Origin of the sequence: Microcoleus sp. Pol1C5 (genome assembly GCF_036701115.1) — a bacterium.
In the GTDB taxonomy this organism is placed as follows: Bacteria; Cyanobacteriota; Cyanobacteriia; order Cyanobacteriales; family Microcoleaceae; genus Microcoleus.
The window spans coordinates 61411-79625 of sequence record NZ_JAUBQE010000012.1; the positions used below are offsets into that span (position 1 = coordinate 61411).

17 protein-coding genes are annotated in these 18215 nt (G+C 45.5%); 12 read left to right on the forward strand and 5 right to left on the reverse strand.

Annotated features, from left to right (window positions below; genetic code table 11):
• Positions 1-212: 212 nt before the first annotated feature.
• Positions 213-1793, reverse strand: a complete 1581-nt coding sequence (locus QUA23_RS09215; protein ID WP_333075380.1) for a hypothetical protein — start codon at positions 1791-1793, stop codon at positions 213-215.
• Between the two features lie 390 nt (positions 1794-2183).
• Between QUA23_RS09215 and QUA23_RS09220 the strand changes: the two genes are divergently transcribed.
• The 10 genes from QUA23_RS09220 to QUA23_RS09265 all read left to right on the forward strand — a co-directional run bounded on the left by QUA23_RS09220 (position 2184) and on the right by QUA23_RS09265 (position 11402).
• Positions 2184-2813, forward strand: a complete 630-nt coding sequence (locus tag QUA23_RS09220) for a hypothetical protein (protein WP_333075382.1) — start codon at positions 2184-2186, stop codon at positions 2811-2813.
• A 326-nt stretch (positions 2814-3139) separates the two neighbouring features.
• Positions 3140-3901 carry a ParA family protein gene (locus tag QUA23_RS09225; protein ID WP_333075383.1) on the forward strand — a complete coding sequence of 254 codons (762 nt, stop codon included), beginning with the start codon at positions 3140-3142 and terminating at the stop codon, positions 3899-3901.
• A complete protein-coding gene (locus QUA23_RS09230; RefSeq protein ID WP_333075385.1) occupies positions 3891-4817 on the forward strand; it encodes a ParB/RepB/Spo0J family partition protein in 927 nt (308 codons plus the stop codon). The genes QUA23_RS09225 and QUA23_RS09230 overlap by 11 nt, the downstream gene beginning before the upstream one ends.
• A gap of 628 nt (positions 4818-5445) precedes the next feature.
• Positions 5446-6009 carry a hypothetical protein gene (locus tag QUA23_RS09235; RefSeq protein WP_333075387.1) on the forward strand — a complete coding sequence of 188 codons (564 nt, stop codon included), beginning with the start codon at positions 5446-5448 and terminating at the stop codon, positions 6007-6009.
• Entirely contained in the window at positions 6006-7085 is a 1080-nt protein-coding gene (locus QUA23_RS09240; protein ID WP_333075389.1) for a hybrid sensor histidine kinase/response regulator, read from the forward strand. Before QUA23_RS09235 ends, QUA23_RS09240 begins: the two co-directional genes overlap by 4 nt.
• Before the next feature lie 94 nt (positions 7086-7179).
• Positions 7180-7914, forward strand: coding sequence for a response regulator transcription factor (locus QUA23_RS09245; protein WP_333075390.1), 735 nt, complete (start codon positions 7180-7182; stop codon positions 7912-7914).
• Positions 7915-8009: 95 nt separating this feature from the next.
• Complete coding sequence (locus tag QUA23_RS09250) at positions 8010-8972, forward strand: XamI family restriction endonuclease (protein ID WP_333075391.1); 963 nt, start codon at positions 8010-8012, stop codon at positions 8970-8972.
• On the forward strand, positions 8969-10528 hold the full coding sequence (locus QUA23_RS09255; protein WP_333075392.1) for an Eco57I restriction-modification methylase domain-containing protein: 1560 nt from the start codon (positions 8969-8971) through the stop codon (positions 10526-10528). Before QUA23_RS09250 ends, QUA23_RS09255 begins: the two co-directional genes overlap by 4 nt.
• A gap of 146 nt (positions 10529-10674) precedes the next feature.
• A complete protein-coding gene (locus QUA23_RS09260; protein ID WP_333075393.1) occupies positions 10675-10974 on the forward strand; it encodes a type II toxin-antitoxin system RelE/ParE family toxin in 300 nt (99 codons plus the stop codon).
• The gene (locus QUA23_RS09265; RefSeq protein WP_333075395.1) at positions 10971-11402 is read left to right on the forward strand and encodes a hypothetical protein; all 432 of its coding nucleotides are present in this window, start codon (positions 10971-10973) and stop codon (positions 11400-11402) included. Before QUA23_RS09260 ends, QUA23_RS09265 begins: the two co-directional genes overlap by 4 nt.
• 108 nt (positions 11403-11510) lie before the next feature.
• On the opposite strand, the gene QUA23_RS09270 is transcribed toward QUA23_RS09265, so the two are convergent.
• From QUA23_RS09270 to QUA23_RS09285, 4 genes are all read right to left on the reverse strand, one after another.
• Positions 11511-12200 (reverse strand): DUF6753 family protein, encoded by a 690-nt coding sequence (locus QUA23_RS09270; RefSeq protein WP_333075397.1) that lies wholly within the window; start codon positions 12198-12200, stop codon positions 11511-11513.
• The gene (locus tag QUA23_RS09275; RefSeq protein WP_333075398.1) at positions 12197-13078 is read right to left on the reverse strand and encodes a mobilization protein; all 882 of its coding nucleotides are present in this window, start codon (positions 13076-13078) and stop codon (positions 12197-12199) included. The genes QUA23_RS09270 and QUA23_RS09275 overlap by 4 nt, the downstream gene beginning before the upstream one ends.
• A gap of 158 nt (positions 13079-13236) precedes the next feature.
• Positions 13237-13716 (reverse strand): hypothetical protein, encoded by a 480-nt coding sequence (locus tag QUA23_RS09280; protein ID WP_333075399.1) that lies wholly within the window; start codon positions 13714-13716, stop codon positions 13237-13239.
• On the reverse strand, positions 13709-14890 hold the full coding sequence (locus QUA23_RS09285; protein WP_333075400.1) for a ParM/StbA family protein: 1182 nt from the start codon (positions 14888-14890) through the stop codon (positions 13709-13711). Before QUA23_RS09285 ends, QUA23_RS09280 begins: the two co-directional genes overlap by 8 nt.
• Before the next feature lie 760 nt (positions 14891-15650).
• Between QUA23_RS09285 and QUA23_RS09290 the strand changes: the two genes are divergently transcribed.
• Together QUA23_RS09290 and QUA23_RS09295 are read left to right on the forward strand one after the other, a co-directional pair.
• Positions 15651-15998 (forward strand): plasmid mobilization protein, encoded by a 348-nt coding sequence (locus QUA23_RS09290; RefSeq protein ID WP_333075402.1) that lies wholly within the window; start codon positions 15651-15653, stop codon positions 15996-15998.
• Positions 15999-16175: 177 nt separating this feature from the next.
• On the forward strand, positions 16176-17777 hold the full coding sequence (locus tag QUA23_RS09295) for a relaxase/mobilization nuclease domain-containing protein (RefSeq protein ID WP_445243482.1): 1602 nt from the start codon (positions 16176-16178) through the stop codon (positions 17775-17777).
• The last annotated feature ends 438 nt before the right edge of the window (positions 17778-18215 follow it).

The following is an 18215-nucleotide window of genomic DNA, read 5'->3' on the forward strand; positions in this document are numbered from 1 at the left end:
GATGTCAAATGGGTTCTATAGATAGGTTACTCTACTTTCACTATGCCAGACAAACTCCTTACCTGTCAAAACTATTGCTAAGCACATTGCCAAGATTGTGCTTAACCTGTAGAGAGCGATTTTTTTTTGGGAGAGATCGCTCTCAATATCTTTGGTCTTAAATCTCTATTCTCGCGCTTGACTAATTAGATCATAATTTTATATGTGACGTGTCAGCGCTGAAAACCACTTGCACTATCTGGTTCCGATCGCTTATAATCCCTACTCCTTGCCTCTATCCAATCTAGCTGCTCTGCAACCACTGCCCAAAAATCAATATCTTCAGAGGAAATATCCTGAGCTGAAATCAAATCTTCTCCGCGAACCTTGATTAACTCCCCTCGGACAGAAACAGTCAGAGAAGACACCGAAACCCCTTCCGACTCTCTCACGATAAGATCGTACAAATCTCCTACCCGAACGCGGGTGTACTCATCAGTCTCTTCCACGCGATCGGGAGCATGATTAAGTAAATACTCAAAAGCTCTTTGAGCTGTTGGCAGGATATACTCAGCCATTTTTACCTGCTGAATATCCATTGTCGGTGCTGGCGGTACTGAATCAGGATTCAAATCGCCTGCTGGCGGGTTCGGAATTATCGGCTCTAACCAATTAGAGAATATAGCCAAATCCTCTGATTTTTCTTTTACAATTGCACCCAATACCTCTGCATCGCCATAAGATAGAGCGCTTTGCACTTCACCCTCTAAAGTAATCCGCAGGACGATGTGGCTGTCTCGATCTGAAATCACCCTGATTGTTTCACCCTCCCCTAAAAATGCTGTCCAATCTTCTATAACTTTGCGTTTCCCTAGCTTCAACTGTTGGCAGCCATCTAATAAAGTCCTACATAGCAGATTCTCTAGCTCTAAACGCTCTTCTTCTGGCAGCTTTACTACCTCTTCTGTAAACTGTTCTCGTACTCCCTCTTGACTTTCATTCTGGTATTTCAAAATAGCCGGATTGCTTAAAGCAAGAGGTACGATTAGTTCGCTAGAATCAGAGCGATCGCTCTTCAACTCTTGCTCCTGTATATCAGCTTCTAAAGTTCCTGTTTCTGTCGATCGCGCATCAGCTTCATCGCTCTCTCCTTCACTGCCCAACGTCCCAACTTGATTGTCGCCATCGACTTGTGACAGCCCAACCAGCAAATTTTGTTTTGGTTGCTTATCTTGCCTCAAAGAGGAGGATAAGCCTTTAAGCTCAAGAACTCGGCGTTCGCAATCTTTGTTTAATTCGATGAAGTTGGCGGCATTAGTTTTTACCAGACTGATTTGAGCATAGGCATATTTCTCACCTGCTAAGGACAGAGCAAAATCAATAGCAGCGAGGCAGCCGTGATAGAAATCTTGAGTCTCGCCGATGCAGACACAATCTTCTATATCTGGTTCGCAATCGGTTTCTCTTCCAATTTGTCTAAGTTGAGAAATGGATCTAACAGGCAACCTAGAAATGGATAGCTTAAAGTCGCCTTCTACTGAACTTGAACTTAAACTTTGTGGGGATGAATTATCTTCTTCATCATTGATAAAAGTTGCTATTTTAGCTTCTAAAAGGCTAAGCGTTTGTACTCCGCTTTCTTCGTCTATTAATTTAACTGCCCCATCCAATCCCGCCAGCAATCCCTGGTAAAAATCTTGAGTTTCTCCAGCTATTGCTCGGTCTGTTGCTATCTTCTCAAAAAAAGCCAGCCCTATTTGTTTTAGCCTGAAGATATAGTCAGGGGGAAATCTCTGTATGGTGTTTAAAAGCATAAGTGTTCTGCCATCTAAAAGCGCGTCGATCTTTTAGCAACCAACCTATCATGCGCTCTTGTCGCTCTCAGTACGCCTTCAGTTGTAACTAACTTTAGTTCTCAAGGCATAGAACATTGAACCAGTAATTGTTTTATCAAAAAGTATTGTCCGGAAATAAGCCATTGAACAAATGCCTTTTCCCTATTGCTATAACTAGCTGGAATTACAAGAAACAACAGCCACTCGGACGATAGTTTTGCCTCTCGATCGCGTTTTAATAGTCCGCAAGATTAATTTTGCCGATGACTTTTAAGGTGGGAAATTAGGAGGGACGGCGGATTGAGTTTACAGCCTTTAGCTTTTAGCTTTAAGCAATAACTTTACTGTTAATAGGAGAACGGCGTTTCCATGCATTTTGACCATCAACACAGCTCTCGACAGCCTGCACCCGCCGCCGATCCGCTGCGGCACAGCAGGAGGCACATACTCGCATCCGTCCTATTGCTACTGGACAGCGATCGCGCTCTTGCCGACTGGTCTCTCCCCCAACTGCCCCACGTATCAGGGTTTACCTACAAAGGAAATCGCTTTTTGGTAGCAACTGAGAAAGAGGCTGAGCAGATAGTTTGGGGGTGGATCGAGAATAATTTATGGGCAGTAACCAATACTGATAAAGATATTGAGTTGCTACTTCAGCACTTGCAAATTTCCCCATCTCTAGTTGAAGCATTTAATGGACAAGCTGCTATCCATTACCTTCGGACAGTTGATCCTAAAAAATTTTGCAAGCTTCTGTCTCCTGCTATAGCCAATCCCACGCAGTTTGTGCAAGCTCTGTTTGAGAACCGCAGCAGATCGCGACTCATTAAACGCGCCATTTGTGAATCAGCCCTGTTCTCGCCTCTGGCTTGGACAGAAGTGGAACGGGCTGGATATCTCATTTACTGCATTATTAATCAACCAGAGGTACTTCCTGGCTCGCTCAAAGTAACAATCAACTATCCTTATCCTTACAAGTCAATGAAAGAGCGAGCTTAGAAGTATTTAGCGGCACCTGCTAGCATTCATGCACCCGACCGCATTGCCGTTGTCTTTCACAGCAACGGTATGGTCACTGTTGGCAATTACCTTTCCGAATGGGAAAAAATAAAAAAATTCCTAATGCGCCTTCAGAGACATCACCTTGATATGAGAGTATAACTATAGTTTTTCTACAAAACGGTCTGGGGATAGTGAGGGTTCATGCCTAAAATGCAGACATTCCCAAACTTCAACAAAAGTGTAAATATGCTTACAGTTTTAACCGCCGCCTCCTTTTGCACTCCGTATTGGAACTATGGTGGCACGCTACCGGAGGGCAATTCATGACAAAGATAATTTCACTGTTCAACCAAGCCGGGGGTGTGGGCAAAACCACGATCGCGCTCAATCTCGGCTACCACCTCTCCTTACGAGGCCGCAAGGTTCTTCTCATCGATATCGATCCTCAAGGTTCTCTGACGCTCTTCATGGGAGTTGACTCTCAGAATTTGGATAAAACTGTGTTTGATGCCATTGTCAATGAGGAACCTCTTTCCATCCACACGGGCATTCACGGTATGGATTTGGCTCCTACCAACATCAACCTCAGCGCGGCTGAAATTCAACTGGTTAACATGGATTTTCGGGAAGTTCGCCTCAAAGATGCGATCGCCCCTATTCAAGACAACTACGATTTCATCCTCATAGATTGCCCTCCCAGTTTAGGGTTGCTCAGCTACATCAGCCTGGTAGCGGCTACTCACGTTTTAGTCCCCGTTGAGACTCACTACAAAGCCTTTGAGGGCACCAACCTCCTGTTGCAAACAGTAGCGAGAATCAGAAAGAAAGGAAACCGCTCTTTGCAGATAGCTGGTTTTGTTCCCTCCCGCTATGCTGCTACCAACTCTCAGGACAAGCGGACTCTCAAGGCTATGAGCGAGCAGTTTACGACCTTCGGTCCCGTTTACACTCCCATCCCGCGCATAACTGCTTTCGCAGATGCTTCCGAGAAACAAGTCCCGCTTGCTGTTTACGAACCTAAAAATCCCGTCGTCAAAATATTAGACCAGCTAGCCGCCAAGATGGAGAAACTCAATGTCAAGTAAGAATGACCAGCCCTATAAAGGTAAGGCCTCTTTGAGCATTTTGTTTGGAGATGATGAAGTAGCAGAACCGACGGCCGAAAAACTGCTCTCGATTGAGTTGATAAAGCTTCCATCCTCTCAACCTCGCCGATACTTCGACTCCCAAGCTATGCAGGCTTTGGTTCAGTCAGTAAAAACTGATGGAATTCTTCAACCTCTATTAGTCCGCCCTTTAGGGGAAAAAGAATACGAGCTGGTAGCAGGCGAAAGGCGGTATAGAGCTGCAAAAGAAGTGGGATTGGTCGAAGTCCCTGTTATCATTCGGGACTTGACACAACAGCAAGCTCTGCGCGTTGCATTAGTTGAGAACCTCCAGCGGGAAGATCTCAACCCAGTCGAAGAAACCGAGGGTATCTTGCAACTGCTCTCCCATCACCTTGAATACGATATAGAAGAGGTGGTGCGACTACTCTACCGGATGCAAAATGACTTACAGAGAATGAATGATAACGTTATCATTCATCATGAAATGCAAATAGTCGTCAAGGTTTTTAGCGAATTGGGGCGGATGTCATGGGAGTCTTTCGTCAGCAATAGACTGGGACTGCTGAAGCTGCCGTCAGACATCCAAGAAGCCCTCCGCCGAGGTCAGATAGAGTATACCAAGGCGCGAGCGATCGCCAAAGTAAAAGACGAGCAGGCAAGAAAGTCGCTTCTAGAGGCGGCGATCGCTGAAGGTCTATCTTTAACTCAGATTAAAGAACGCATCGCGGAGTTAAAGGCAGGTACTTCGGAAGAAGAACCGGAAGAAAATCTGAAAACAAAAATCAAGGGAGCTTTAACAAAAGCGAACAAGTCCAAAGCTTGGAGCGATCCCAAGAAGCAGAAGCGCCTCCAAAAAATTCTAAGAGAGCTAGAATCCCTCTTAGTAGATTAGAAAAAACAAAGGCAATGCCGCATTCTGCCTAATCCATGCAACCGGATTCTAGAGAAGAAGTTCCGGCATTGAAGGGATGGTCGTACCCATTCAAAGACAGAAACGTTCGGACACTTCTGAGGAATTAAATATGCGACTTCTAGCGGACGCTTTCATACAGCAAACGACAAGGCGGTTAGGATATTCCAAGTTCCTGAAACCATTGGTTCTAGTTCGTTTTTTCCCTACTCCCTAGTAAGAGCTCCCCTAGTCCCTAGCTATACTTTGGGCGAGCGGCGCGATTGCGCGGAGTACAGGGCTTGATATTATTTCTACCCTGGCTGTTGAGAGACAAAGTTTAAGTTTTTGTGAAGGATACTGTGTTAATCGAGAGAATATTTTTTTTTGCGATCGGTGTGATACAGGCGATCGCGAACGGGACGGCACAACTATTTATGTAAAAAGAAAAGTCGAGCTAACAATTCTAACCAAGAGTGGCAGTGAAAGAAAAATTATTAGCTTTGCAACAGTGAATGAAAAATCAGCTTTTAGGTAGAATTCGATCTAGCTTGGCAGTTGATAGGTTAGAGACATAGAGATGAAACCGAAAAAAGCAAACTCAAACCCTGTTTGGCTTATGTTGACAGTTATGCCACAAAGTCACACTCTCTCAAACTACAGCCGACTTTCACCGCCGGCAAAGTATCAAAACCTGTTAGACTGTTTTTTGGCAGATTTTCAAAAGTCGCTAAATGCTTTAGCGCGCGCTTGGAACAAGTATCAGCCTAACGATTCACTCTCAAACGACAGAAAACAAGACTTAGATTGGCTTGAAACGACGCTGCAAGAGTACAAGATTTCCATCCATACTTCAACTAGCAGCCAAGAGTTTTGGAAAGGTTGCAGGGATGGAAAAAAAAGCAGGAGAACAATTTCTGACGAAGGCTCGCCAAACGTCGCACAAACCTTACTCAACGCGACCGCGAATCCGAAAATCCCTCAAATCTACGATCTGGGGTTCCATGTTGGATGGCGGTACGCTCGCCTCAAAGACTACTTGCTGCGAATCAGAAAGCAGCGAAAGTTGGAAGAATCCAAGCAGCTTCAAGATTATCAACAGTTTTTAAGTTTTATCCGCCAAAAGGCTGACTCAGAAGATATGGACTCGTTCGTAAGCTTTGGATGGAGGCGGGAGAGAAATCCAGGGCAATGAGAGATAAACGCAGTAAAATCTTGGCGGTTGATGATACAACTGACAACTTATTTATTATGCAGGCTATTCTCTCTGAAGAAGGCTACTGCGTCAGCACGAGTTCCAGCGGGCTTGATGCTTTAGCTAAGGTCAAGGAGTCGCCACCTGATTTACTCCTGTTGGATGTAATCATGCCAGAAGTAGACGGTTACGAAGTAACTTACAGAATTCGCTCAAATCCTCAACTTCCCTTTATCCCCATCCTGTTAATGGCGGCTGACAACTCAACAACCATAGCAGATGGACTAGACTTGGGCGCTGACGATTTCGTTTGCAAGCCCATCCAGGTAAATGAGTTGCTGGCTCGCGTCCGCAGCCTCCTCCGGCTCAAACACAGTATAGATGCGATGCAGGAAGTGACAAAGGCGCGAGAGGATTTTGTGGCTCGTCTTACCCACGACTTGCGGATTCCCCTAGTTGCCGCTGATAGAATGCTGACCCTACTCAAACGAGGGAAATTCGGTGAACTGCCGGTTCAAGCGGTAGAGGCGATCGCAACCATCGGCAACAGTAACCAAAATTTGCTTTCGTTAGTCAATACTTTACTAGAGGTTCACCGGTTTGAATCTGGTTGCAAAAATCTGGCGATCGCACCCTTTGACCTCAAAAAACTGGTCAAAGAAGTCGTTAAGGAACAGGAGGCTGTGGCTATTGATAAAGGACTTGTCCTAACTTTCGACGACTCTGACCCGCAACCACTACGGATTGAAGGCGATCGCCTCGAACTCCGCCGAGTCATCACCAACTTAGTCGGAAATGCCATTAAATTCACCGATTTTGGTTGTGTGAAAATCGTTGTTCGTCCAGATGCCAAGTGGGTAAATATTACCGTAGAAGACACCGGCCCCGGCATCAGAGCCTCAGAACAAGTTTCGTTGTTTGAACGATTCCGCCCCGGAAACCATGCTAGAGCAGGTTGCGGCCTGGGGCTGCACTTGTCAAGCCGGATTGTAGAAGCCCACTCTGGCAGCATTGACGTGATATCAGCGGTGGGCCAAGGCAGCACATTTACTGTACGGCTTCCCATCTCGCTCTAAAAGTTTTGTTTGGATACAAAAGAACGCATACGTTCTACCTTGGACACACCCCTGTCCATGAAGTACAATTGTCCCTTTTTTAAACAAACCAACCATGAATAAAATTAGCGTTGCCTTAATTGAAGACCACCACCTGACAAGGGCTGGAATCAAAGCAGCTTTAGAAGACTGCGAAGAACTCGAATTTATCGGAGAAGCAGCTAACGGTCTACAAGGGATAACTTTACTGGAGAAAACCCGGCCTGATGTAGCGATAGTTGATATCGGACTACCGGGGTTGGTAGATGGGATTGAATTGACAAAAAGATTCAAAGAATACGTACAAACTTCCAAAGCTCCAAGCGTAGATAACCAACCGAAAGTGTTGATTTTGACGATGCAGGATAACGAGGAATCAGTGCTGGCAGCTTTTGCAGCGGGAGCCGACTCTTACTGCATGAAAGATGTAAGTTTTGAAAAGTTAGTGGAAGCTGTTGTTGAGACAAATGCTGGCGAAAACTGGATCGATTCTTCAATTGCTAGAATCGTTTTGGCTCGCATGAATAACCCCTTCAAGGAAGCTGTTAACAAAGCCCCCACTTCCACTGTGTCAATCAATGGAGTTGAGCCAGAGTACAGTCAGTTGTTAATGGCAAACCCTTTAACAGAACGAGAAAAAGAGGTTATAGCGCTGATTGTCGAAGGTTGCAGCAATGAGGAAATCTGCAAGCAGCTATACATTTCCCTTGGTACTGTGAAAACTCATGTACGTAACATCCTCAACAAATTGTCTTGTGACGATCGCACTCAAGCTGCTGTCAGAGCCCTTCGCGCAGGTTTAGTTAACTAAATCCGCTTCAAGAGCAACCGCTTGGTGGATAATACAACAGAGACGTTCCAGCAATCTAAGCTATTTAGGCGAGGGTCGCTATTAGAGGAGGTGCAGTGCCAGTTAATGCCGACAAACCACACTTGTGGAAACCCGATATTGCCCTGTCGGTAGACTTCTATAACAATTGGTTCATGCAGTTCGCTCCAAAAGCCTACCGCGACACTCGCATTGCTACAACTCAACAAGTTGAATCCGCCTTAGCAGAGACAGCCAATCTGACCAACATCACGTCCGCATTACTGCGACAGCATCCAGAGGTTTTGCCCATTTTACGCATGGCGGCAGCGCCGCCAATTGCGCGCGATCGCCTGATCGGTTTAGCAGGAGTCTCGCAAAACCTGGTCAAAAATATGGAAGAGAAACAACGAATTCCGCCGCGGGCAGACATTGCAACTCTGGATGCTGAACTAACAAAAATCAGTCAAATTATTGCACGGCTACTTGACAAAGATATTTTTCCTTGGCTAGAAAGCGGACAGCAGCCAACGGAGGCTGAAGTTCAAAGAGCAGCGACAATTGTTGCCGATCGCCTTTGCGGTGCTATTTCTGACCCGATTGTTCGTAACGCTCAAGAACGAAGGCAGCTTGCTATGATTAAGCAATGGTTGGAACAGCGCGATTATTCCTATGTTAGAGGAGGAGCCGGATTAAGTTTTGAAACCATGCAGCCTGGGACTTTCTCGTTTCGGCTCAATATCCCGGTACTTTTACAGTCCGGCAGCAAACAAATTAATATCCCTATTGACGTTGCGATCGCGCCAATTAATTCGAGTCCTGGTGAATTCCCGTTACTGATTGAAGCGAAATCTGCCGGTGACTATACTAATCCCAATAAGCGACGCAAGGAAGAAGCTATTAAAATGACTCAATTGAGGAGTAGCTACGGCAATAACGTGCGTTTTATTTTGTTTCTTTGCGGTTACTTTGACAGTGGCTATTTGGGTTACGAAGCGGCCGAAGGAATTGATTGGGTTTGGGAACATCGGATTGAGGATTTGGGGCTGTTCGGGATATGAATGTAACTGCGAAAACTGAATTGGCACGAATGTTGCGGCAATCGCAACTGGATGGAGCTAGAACTCAGGCTCAGCGAAATAAGCTAGGTCAGTTTGCTACGCCTCCTGTATTGGCAGCAGATATCCTCAAATATGCTTCAATGCTGTTGCCGTCAGACATTAAGATTCGTTTTCTCGACCCGGCTTTTGGTACAGGTTCTTTTTACTCGGCATTATTGCAGCAATTTCCGCGATCGCAGATTGTTAAAGCAGTCGGCTATGAAATTGACCCCCATTACGGGAACGAAGCGATTAAGCTTTGGAGTGACACTTCGCTACATCTAAATATCGCTGACTTTACCCAGGCAACACCCCCTGACTCTGACGACGCAAAAGCTAACTTAGTAATTTGCAATCCCCCCTATGTCCGGCACCATCATTTGAACCGAATTGAAAAGCTGCGGCTGCAACAGCTAGCACAGCAAATAGCGGGAGTCAAACTCAGTCAGTTGGCTAGTCTTTACTGCCATTTCTTGTGCATTGCGGATGCGAGTATGGCTGTTGGCGGCTTAGCGGGGTGGCTGATTCCCAGTGGATTTATGGATGTGAATTACGGACAGCAAATTAAAGATTACTTGCTAAATCGCGTTACCCTGCTGCGAATTCACTGTTTCGATGCTGCTGACGCGCAGTTTGAAGATGCACTCTGTACGTCAGCAGTGGTTTGGTTTAAGAAAGCTTTGCCACCTGCTAATCATGCTGTTGAGTTTACCTATGGAGGGAGTTTGACAGCATCTAAAATGTCGCTGATCGTGTCGGTGGAGTCGCTACGCAGTGCAGCTAAGTGGACTAAGTTTGGACTGATGTCTGGTAGTGTGAATTCTCAAGAACAGCCCTTGAAACTTAAGGACTTATTCACTATCAAACGGGGGCTGGCGACGGGAGCAAACAATTTTTTTGTGTTGACACCAGAGCAAGTTTCTGCTTACCAATTGCCTCTTGAATTTCTCAAGCCAGTTTTGCCTAGTCCCCGGCTGTTATCAGTTGATGAGATTGAGGGCGATCGCTTGGGAAATCCGATTCTCGATTGTCGGTTATTCTTACTATCGTGCGATTCGCCCCCTTTGGAGGTGAAAGCTAAGTATCCGTCGCTTTGGGAATATTTGCAGATGGGAGTAAGGCAGGGAATTTGCGATCGCTACCTGTGCAAGCATCGCTCTCCCTGGTATTCGCAAGAAAAGCGTCCTCCTTCGCCCTTCCTCTGTACTTATATGGGTCGTCAGGATACTGGTAGAGGTAAACCTTTTCGATTTATTCTGAATCATTCAATGGCTACGGCTACCAATGTATATTTGATGTTGTATCCTAAACCTGCTCTTGCCAAAGTGCTTTTGAATAAGCCAGAATTGCTCAAAAAGGTGTGGCAGGCGCTCGATCGCATTTCTGATGAGGCGCTAATGGGCGAGGGGCGCGTGTATGGGGGCGGGCTGCATAAGCTGGAACCGAGAGAATTGGGTAATGCTTTAGCAGTAAACATTCTCGAATTTTTACCCAAAAGAAGCGTACCTGAGTTATAAGTAAGAACTGAGACAAATCGTGACGTAAAGCTATGTACGCAAAAGATATCTTTCATGCGGCTCGCGATCGCTATCTGATGTTTCATGTCGGGTGGCGTGGAGAAAGACGAATGTTTGGATATTTATTAATATTGAAATGAGGATCATTGAGTTATCAAATTGAATATGCTGACGCTGCTATTGAGCATCTAAAATTTTTAACAACTCGGCAGCAACGAACTGTATTAGATACTGTAGACGAACAGCTAAAATATGAACCCCTAGTTGAGACAAGAAATCGCAAACCGATGGAACCTAACAGTTTGGCGACCTGGGAATTGCGGATCGGAAATTTACGAGTGTACTATGATGTAGAAGAAAACACAGTTTCTGTAGTTTACATTCAAGCAGTTGGAGTCAAGAATCGCAACCGAGTTCGGATCGGTCAGGAGGAAATTGAACTATGAAATCAGTAGAACTCGCACAAGCAACTGAATCGTTGGGTAAACATATTCAAGTTTTGGGAAAAGAGCCATTGCTTGTTACCATCAAGGGAACTCCTGTAGCTGTCCTAACACCAATCGCGGAATTAGAAAATTTACCCTTAGCAACAAATCCAGATTCGCTAATATTAATCAAAAAATCTTTGCAGCAACAACCATCAGATTGTGCAGCATCATTAGCCGATTATGTCCGTAGTTTGGGAAGAGAACCGATGATCGCAGCATTTGAAAGTAAACCTGTAGCTGTTTTAGTAGCTATAGCTGATATTGAAAGGGTTTCTTTAAGTAGCAATCCTCGGTTTTTGGAGATTATCGATCGCTCTAAACAACAGCAAAAAGCAGGTAAAGTTGTTAGTAGTGAGGAGGTGCGAAAGAAGTTAGGGTTAGAGTGAAGAAAGGAGGGCGATCGCTACCTGTGCAAGCAATGCTCTCTACTGGCTGACTTAAACCTGTTTACATAATAATTTTTAAAATCGTTTAGTGCGTATTTTCTCGCTCTTTTAGCGTCTATCACTAAACCTACGCTTCTCCACAGGCTCCACCCAAATCGTACAAAATCCTTCTCTAGCTGGCCTACCCGCAACTTCCAGAGTCACCCCCAAACGCTTGACATCTTTTTTACATTCTAAATTAGTCAGACTATCCGAATTCCACTTCATCAAATTCCGAGCCAACTTTCCCTCAGCGCTAGTCGCCCATCGCAAAGTCTCCGCCTGCTCCTGAGTTAAAGAAACTGCTTCCCCCGGTGCCAACCCTCCTTGCGACCAAAGTAAACCCATCCATCCCATCACAGCACCAGCACCTAACGCTACCAAAAGGATACCCGCAGCCGGTATCAAAGCAAGAGCCGATGTCCTCCACCGAGTCAATTCCGTCTGATGCACCAGAGAATTGACTGCTTCAGCAATTTTTCCCTCTTGCTTCTCAACCGCCACCCGTTCGTAACTCGCCAAAGTCTTGTTAATCCGCCCCACCCACCGATCGAACGCTAACTCAAAATCCTCCGGTTTCGGACTCTCTTGAATCAGCACCTCCAATCGGCCAGCAGCCAACAAAATCAGAAAAATCGGGTCAGTTGGCTCAATTTTCCCCTTAAAAGCCAACTCCAAAACTTTGCGCCTGTACTCCTCAGATTGCCCCTCTAAAGCAATATCCAGCAAAGATTTAGTATCAACAGCACCATAACTCACGGCAACATCCCCGTAGTTTCAAACGCCTCATAAGCTGACAACATAAACGACTTAATCCGCTGTCGGCCCAGCACTCCGAGTTCCTGGCTATTCCTTGCCAAATCAAAAGTTATCCCCCGAGCATCTATCGCATTCCTTTCCCGCGAATAAAACTTAGGAAAATCAATCACCTTCACCTCATACTTTTTAATCGCATTCTGCACCTCCTCCATCTCTTCCACAGAACTCCAATCATCCTCCAATCCCAAATTGCGGACGAGGACGTGAGCAATCTTATTGTCAAAATGCTTAACTGACTTCAAAAAGAGCTGCACACTATCGTAGCCCCCCGTGCAAATAAACCACTTGCAAAAACTAATGCGAGACTGCTTCCCCAACTCAATTAAATTGTTTCTTCCCATCCACTTAGTTACCAAAGGATAAACCTGAGCTGGTAAATTGACAATTACGCTTTTCTCAAACGCCAATTCAAAAATTCGATCCGCTTCGTAAAACTTCTTCTCATCCTCGCTAAACAGAGCTTCACGGCATACGCTCTCATAGATTCGAGATACATCAGGATTAGAGCGATCGGTATCTACGGCAAAAAATGGGAAATTCTTGTCCAAGAAATACTGAATCAGAACCCTAGCAAATAAGCTCTTGCCAACCCCGCCTTTCTCTCCATCAATCAGATGAATTTTAGTAGCCTGTTTTTCAACCTTCTCTAACCCGCACTCTTTGAAACCATTCGAGTTTTCTATCGCTGTATCCATACCTGAATCTCCTCCTTCCTCTACCTGTTTAACCACAGAATCTGTTAGTTGCACTTGATATTTCGAGTTTCTACTTCTACTTGCCATGTCGAACTGTCCTATTTCAGGTTGATTTCCTAACACAAATACAGTTATTTCTGCTTTTTATGGAGAGCTAATAACTGCCCAACCAGCAAAAAAATTTGCCTAACATCTAAATTCGCAAATCCAATACAATGGTTAGCATACCTGTATTTGCAGAGGTAATTAGGGTAAAAAGTCGCTCAATAATTGAAATTCATTCATGCGAATCCTGAATCATCGAAATCCTCGCCACCCTCTAATTCAAAGAAGTCATCCGCAGTCAATCCGCTACGAGTGGAAGGGTTAGGAGGCGTCAAGCTTTCCACACCGTAAAGCAGAGAACGGTCTGCCTCCTCAATGCCAGCAGGTACTTCTTGCGAAGATGGTATTTGAGAAATAGGCATTCCTCCTATATTAGTAGGAGGATATTCAATCCCGCCTCGCTCGCGCAAATAGAGAGCGTGCTTTTCCAGAGCATAGACGGCATTTCTAAATAACCGCCCTAAAATAACTGGATCGATATTCTCTTTTTCCAGATATGCTAGCGGCAGCCAGTAAGGTCGCAGAGATTGGAGAATCATTTCTCTCGAAGGCAGCAATAAATTGCCTTTAATATAGGACATCAAAACTCCATCATCAGTAGATTTTAAAGGCTGATAGCGCCACAAAAAATCAACCCTTTCTTTTTCCTTAGCCACGACTAACTATCTCCTGTAAAACGGAACCTTTTGACCCACAAACAGCGGATTCTGTGACCTGAGAATTGAACTGCTTTTTCAAATTTGCCTTGAAATACGAAAACATCCCATAGACATCATTGAGCCGATTTTCAAACCCTTTCTTTTCCAAAATAGGTGGCATAGCAATTTCGGCATTCCAAATAATTGGGAAGCGATCGTAATGTTCGTTTAACTCTTTGCGGAGATAATCAGCCGTCCCACCGCAGAACACCAACTCATCGCAATCCGGCGGCAAATTCTCATCCAACCAACTGGTGAGACTCCGCACATATTCAGGCCGCGCCTCTTTAATTGCTGCTATCATCTGTTGCACTTCTTCCGCTCGCCCTTGCTTAGTCGTGCTGCGAGCCAACCGCATTAAAGGGGCTGCCTTGAACTCAGCCCCCGCTGCTACAATCGCCGGAGTCAATCGCTCAGCAGTTTGCCCTGAAGTCCTAGCTACCACCCTCTCCACCATGCGGATGAAGCCCAAATCACTCGTTTTTCCCGGTCTAACATCCCCCCGTTGCACCACCAGCAGACTGGCATTACGGTAGCCAATCATGGCGATAGCGCACACCCATTCTTTCAAAACAGAGCCGACTTTCTTGTTGTGCATCAGGTAAATGCCACCGCCCTCTGGCTTGCAGTTAAACGCCAACAATTCCACGCTCATCTGACCCGTAGGAGTTTGGTAATCCGCTAAAGCCTCCCGCAGCACCCGCTCAAACCTCCCCCGGTCTTCATATTCGCCTGGGGGTAGCAGCGCGGCGATCGCCGCCGTAAAATTAGGAGGCAAATTCAGCTTTTCCTTAATCGCCCACATCGCCGCCAGAGTTTTGTGCAGCGCCCTCTCGTATTTGAGCTCCGAAAGGCCGGCATTGGCGTGAAACCTCTCTTTTGCCAAATACCCTACTGCCCTGTAATCGTTCCTAAAGGCAACCCAAGCCGTATTCTCAGGCTCGGCTGACCCCAACTGGTCTCTGCCATAAGCCAAAATTGATTCGTGCGGTACAGATACGACCTCCGGTTCCATGCACAGCAGTCGAATTTGATTCTTTGGCCCTGCGTAAAGAATTTTGGTAGCTGACCCTCCGTAATCGCAGGCCGCGATCGCTTGAGGCCAGATGGTTTCGATAGTAGTTTCGCTCATATCGCAGGTCTTCCTAATTGAAGTTTCAAGAGTGGTAAACAACAGCCCTGTACGTTTGGACGTGCAGAAATAACCCTTACGCTTCAGCCAAGTGCACCTCAAAAGAACGCTGCAAAACAACAGCTATTAAGGGTTTAAAACGCACTTACTACTTATTAAGCCCTCCTAAAACCTCCCCTCCCTCAGCCAGTTGTCTGAATCCCAGCATCTACAAAAATCGGACTCACGGCTTAGGCTGGGACAAAGCTTTTGGTAGCAAGCTGTGTCAGAGGTGCGTGCAAACTGCTTTCTCTAACGGGGTAGCACCCCTATGAGGAGAGCGCTGCTGTCAGCCTTTCGCTGTTCAATGGAAAATTTTCCATCAGACAGACCTCTCGAAAAAAGATGTAGAGGCAAGGGCGATCACGTATGCAAGCAAAAGTGGAAGAGCACGCATCATTGATTTTCGGAGATGCCTATTGGAAATTCCCACGCCTGTTAAGTTCAGCCAAATCTGGCTCTGGGCCACAGTGACAATGGAAAATTTTCCATTGGAAATTTCCACGGCTGTTGAATTCAGCCAAACCTGAGTCTGAGGCCCAGTGGCAATGGAAAATTTTCCGTTGGAAAGACTGACATCGAGTTGCCATGCCTTAAAGCCCCTCCAGGCAACAAGCGATCTGCACGTGGCTGAGGCGCGATTGCCCTCCGTGCACGCTACCCGATCGCAGGCGAAGGATAAAGTTCGTTACCTCAACATCGAATCGCGAGCAAACTAGCCATGTCGAGATCCAAACGAATCAAAAGAATAGAGATACGCCTGACGCCAGAAGAACTTCAGCTTGCTGAGACAATGGCTAAAAATCTGCAGGTGAGCGTCAGCAGTCTGTTCCGATACCACACTTTTAAACAACAACATCAACCAGCTTTGTGCCAAAAATTAGCCGAACTTAACCTCCGCCTCAAACCGATTGCCCTTGCTACAGAACAAGCATTATGGATGGGGGAAAGAATTACACAGCCAGCCAACTTTGAGGATCTGATTGAGCAAACTTTGGCACTGCTCAAGCAAGTACAGCAACAGCAAATGAACGTCCCAGTTCTAATGAATTTAAGCGATATTGAGTAAGATTTAGAAGCTGCTAGCGAAAAGTTTTTATAAAAACATCCAAAAATCATCACTTTTTTACTACACAACTTTTAAGTTTAGTAAATAATGATTGGCAAGCAGAAAATCGGTAAAAATTTTACCCCATTGCTCAATTACCTCTTCTCCAAAGAAGGAGCTTCATTGATTGGAGGAAATATGGTAGGAGAAAATGCCCAGGAATTAGCTGCTGAGTTTCTGTTCTCCAAACAACTCAACCCTAGAGTTAAAAAACCAGTTTATCATGCGACCTTAAGCGTGCCGGATGGCGAGTATATCCCCGATGCCAAATGGCGGGCGATCGCTCTTGATTATCTAGAAGGAATGGGACTGGATAAAAACCTATTTGCTATCATCCGCCATACCGACCGCGAACACGACCACATTCATATTGCAGCCAGCCGCATCAAATGGGATGAACGAGGAACTTGCGTATCAGATAGCTGGAACTATCTACGCAGCGAAAAATTGATTCAAGAATTGGAAAAAAAGTACGACTTGACACCAGCTTCCCGCAGTTTTGATAAAGAACGCCGTTCTCCCACGACTGGCGAACACCGACGGTTAGCAAGAACGGGGGAAATCAGCACGCGGGAACAACTGCAAACCGCACTAGATAGAGCAACCACTGACAGTCCCGCGATCGCTCTTTTGATTGACCGACTCGTTGAACAAGGCATTAGTGTAAAAATAGCACCTACCCCCGCAGGCGAATTAGGCATTAGCTACAAATTAGGCAATATTGCTTTTAGCGGCACTCATTTAGGCAAAGCTTACACCTTCAAGGGGCTGCAAAAATACAGAGGAGTCACTTACTCTGCTAATACTGACAGAAATGTGGAAGCCATTCCCCCATTGCAAGAACGAGAATTGAACGAAATTTTGGAAACAGAAAACTCTAAACCAAATAGCGACGCGAACAATGATAGTGATGCTGATGACTGTGGCGAAATGAGGAACAGCAGCATCGAGAGCAATTCTTCACCAATATACTGGCAAAGCTACTCTAACATTGACAGGCCAGAGCGAGAAGGAAGCAGCACAGGGACTTCCTCAGAAACCGACAAAGATTCTCTAATCGCTGAGTCAGAAGATGTAGGCAAACCCGACTCGCCCAACGATCGCGAAACATCGGGGTTCGACTCACTTAACTGGGAGTCTGTACGAAGCAATTTAATAGAAAATGCTTGTCTGCCAGTCGAATTAATCGACCTCCTACACGACAGGGGATGGATAGACGCAGACAGCCTGAACCGCCCTGTATTCCAACTCCGCACTCTTGCAGGAGAGTACAGAGGAACCTGCACCTTAGACGCCAATGGAAAATTTTCCATTGACAGTCATGGGGAAGGCTCATATCAAGGAGGCGACAACAGTGAAAAGGGAGTTTTCTGGATAGCGGTTCAAAACAATATTGAAAGAGCTATTATTGCCAGCAACCCGGTAGAAATCCTGTCTGTAATTGCCTTAGATCCAGATTTCAATAAGAGGCCCACTTTATACTTAAGCATTGATGCGGTTTCTTCGCTGCCAACCGACTTTCTTAAGGAAGTAGAAACTATAGTAGTCGGCTTCAAAGGAGATCGAGACGGCGAGCAACTATCAAAAGAAATTATTGAAACATTCCCTCAATCAAAGCGAATCAATCCAGGATTTGCCGGCTGGAACGCAATCTTAGCATCTCAAGAGCCAGAAAACGAAAATGGTTTTAACGCTCGTGATGAAGCAATCGAGCGCAATTTTGGCGTAATTTTGGATTAATCAAAGCTCGTTATTAGTATTTTACGCAGCTTTCATCGGACTAGGAAATGATGACTGAAGTTTGGCGATAAACAAATTGCTTATTTTTACGACTTTTTCGACTTGTTTGAGCAGTAAAGCCGTGGCTGCAACCCACCTAAAAACCAAACAATATGCTATTTAGAAAAGAGCTTTTTGCAAACCGGCTTGTCCAAGCCGTGACTCAGACTCTATTATCAGTAGTGTGAAAGAGTGGAAGCGCCACCTTAAAATTATGAATCTACGTCACTTACTTCTCTCGACTGCGCCCTAAATCTTCGTGCAACCAGCGAGAATGGAACTCTGCTTTGTTAGAAGTAATGGAAGGACTAAAAGCAGTGTATCTCCCAATTAAATTCAGCGATTTGCCATTGGTGAAGTGGCTGCTAGCGCAGCATTATGAATGGCTTGCTAAAAAAA

Coding starts and splice junctions, on each gene's coding strand:
- QUA23_RS09285 (WP_333075400.1), bottom strand. CDS start 14,890: ATGAGCGAAACTACTATCGAAACCATCTGGCCTCAAGCGATCGCGGCC.
- QUA23_RS09235 (WP_333075387.1), top strand. CDS start 5,446: ATGCCACAAAGTCACACTCTCTCAAACTACAGCCGACTTTCACCGCCG.
- QUA23_RS09240 (WP_333075389.1), top strand. CDS start 6,006: ATGAGAGATAAACGCAGTAAAATCTTGGCGGTTGATGATACAACTGAC.
- QUA23_RS09225 (WP_333075383.1), top strand. CDS start 3,140: ATGACAAAGATAATTTCACTGTTCAACCAAGCCGGGGGTGTGGGCAAA.
- QUA23_RS09220 (WP_333075382.1), top strand. CDS start 2,184: ATGCATTTTGACCATCAACACAGCTCTCGACAGCCTGCACCCGCCGCC.
- QUA23_RS09245 (WP_333075390.1), top strand. CDS start 7,180: ATGAATAAAATTAGCGTTGCCTTAATTGAAGACCACCACCTGACAAGG.
- QUA23_RS09290 (WP_333075402.1), top strand. CDS start 15,651: ATGTCGAGATCCAAACGAATCAAAAGAATAGAGATACGCCTGACGCCA.
- QUA23_RS09265 (WP_333075395.1), top strand. CDS start 10,971: ATGAAATCAGTAGAACTCGCACAAGCAACTGAATCGTTGGGTAAACAT.
- QUA23_RS09295 (WP_445243482.1), top strand. CDS start 16,176: ATGGTAGGAGAAAATGCCCAGGAATTAGCTGCTGAGTTTCTGTTCTCC.
- QUA23_RS09230 (WP_333075385.1), top strand. CDS start 3,891: ATGTCAAGTAAGAATGACCAGCCCTATAAAGGTAAGGCCTCTTTGAGC.
- QUA23_RS09215 (WP_333075380.1), bottom strand. CDS start 1,793: ATGCTTTTAAACACCATACAGAGATTTCCCCCTGACTATATCTTCAGG.
- QUA23_RS09255 (WP_333075392.1), top strand. CDS start 8,969: ATGAATGTAACTGCGAAAACTGAATTGGCACGAATGTTGCGGCAATCG.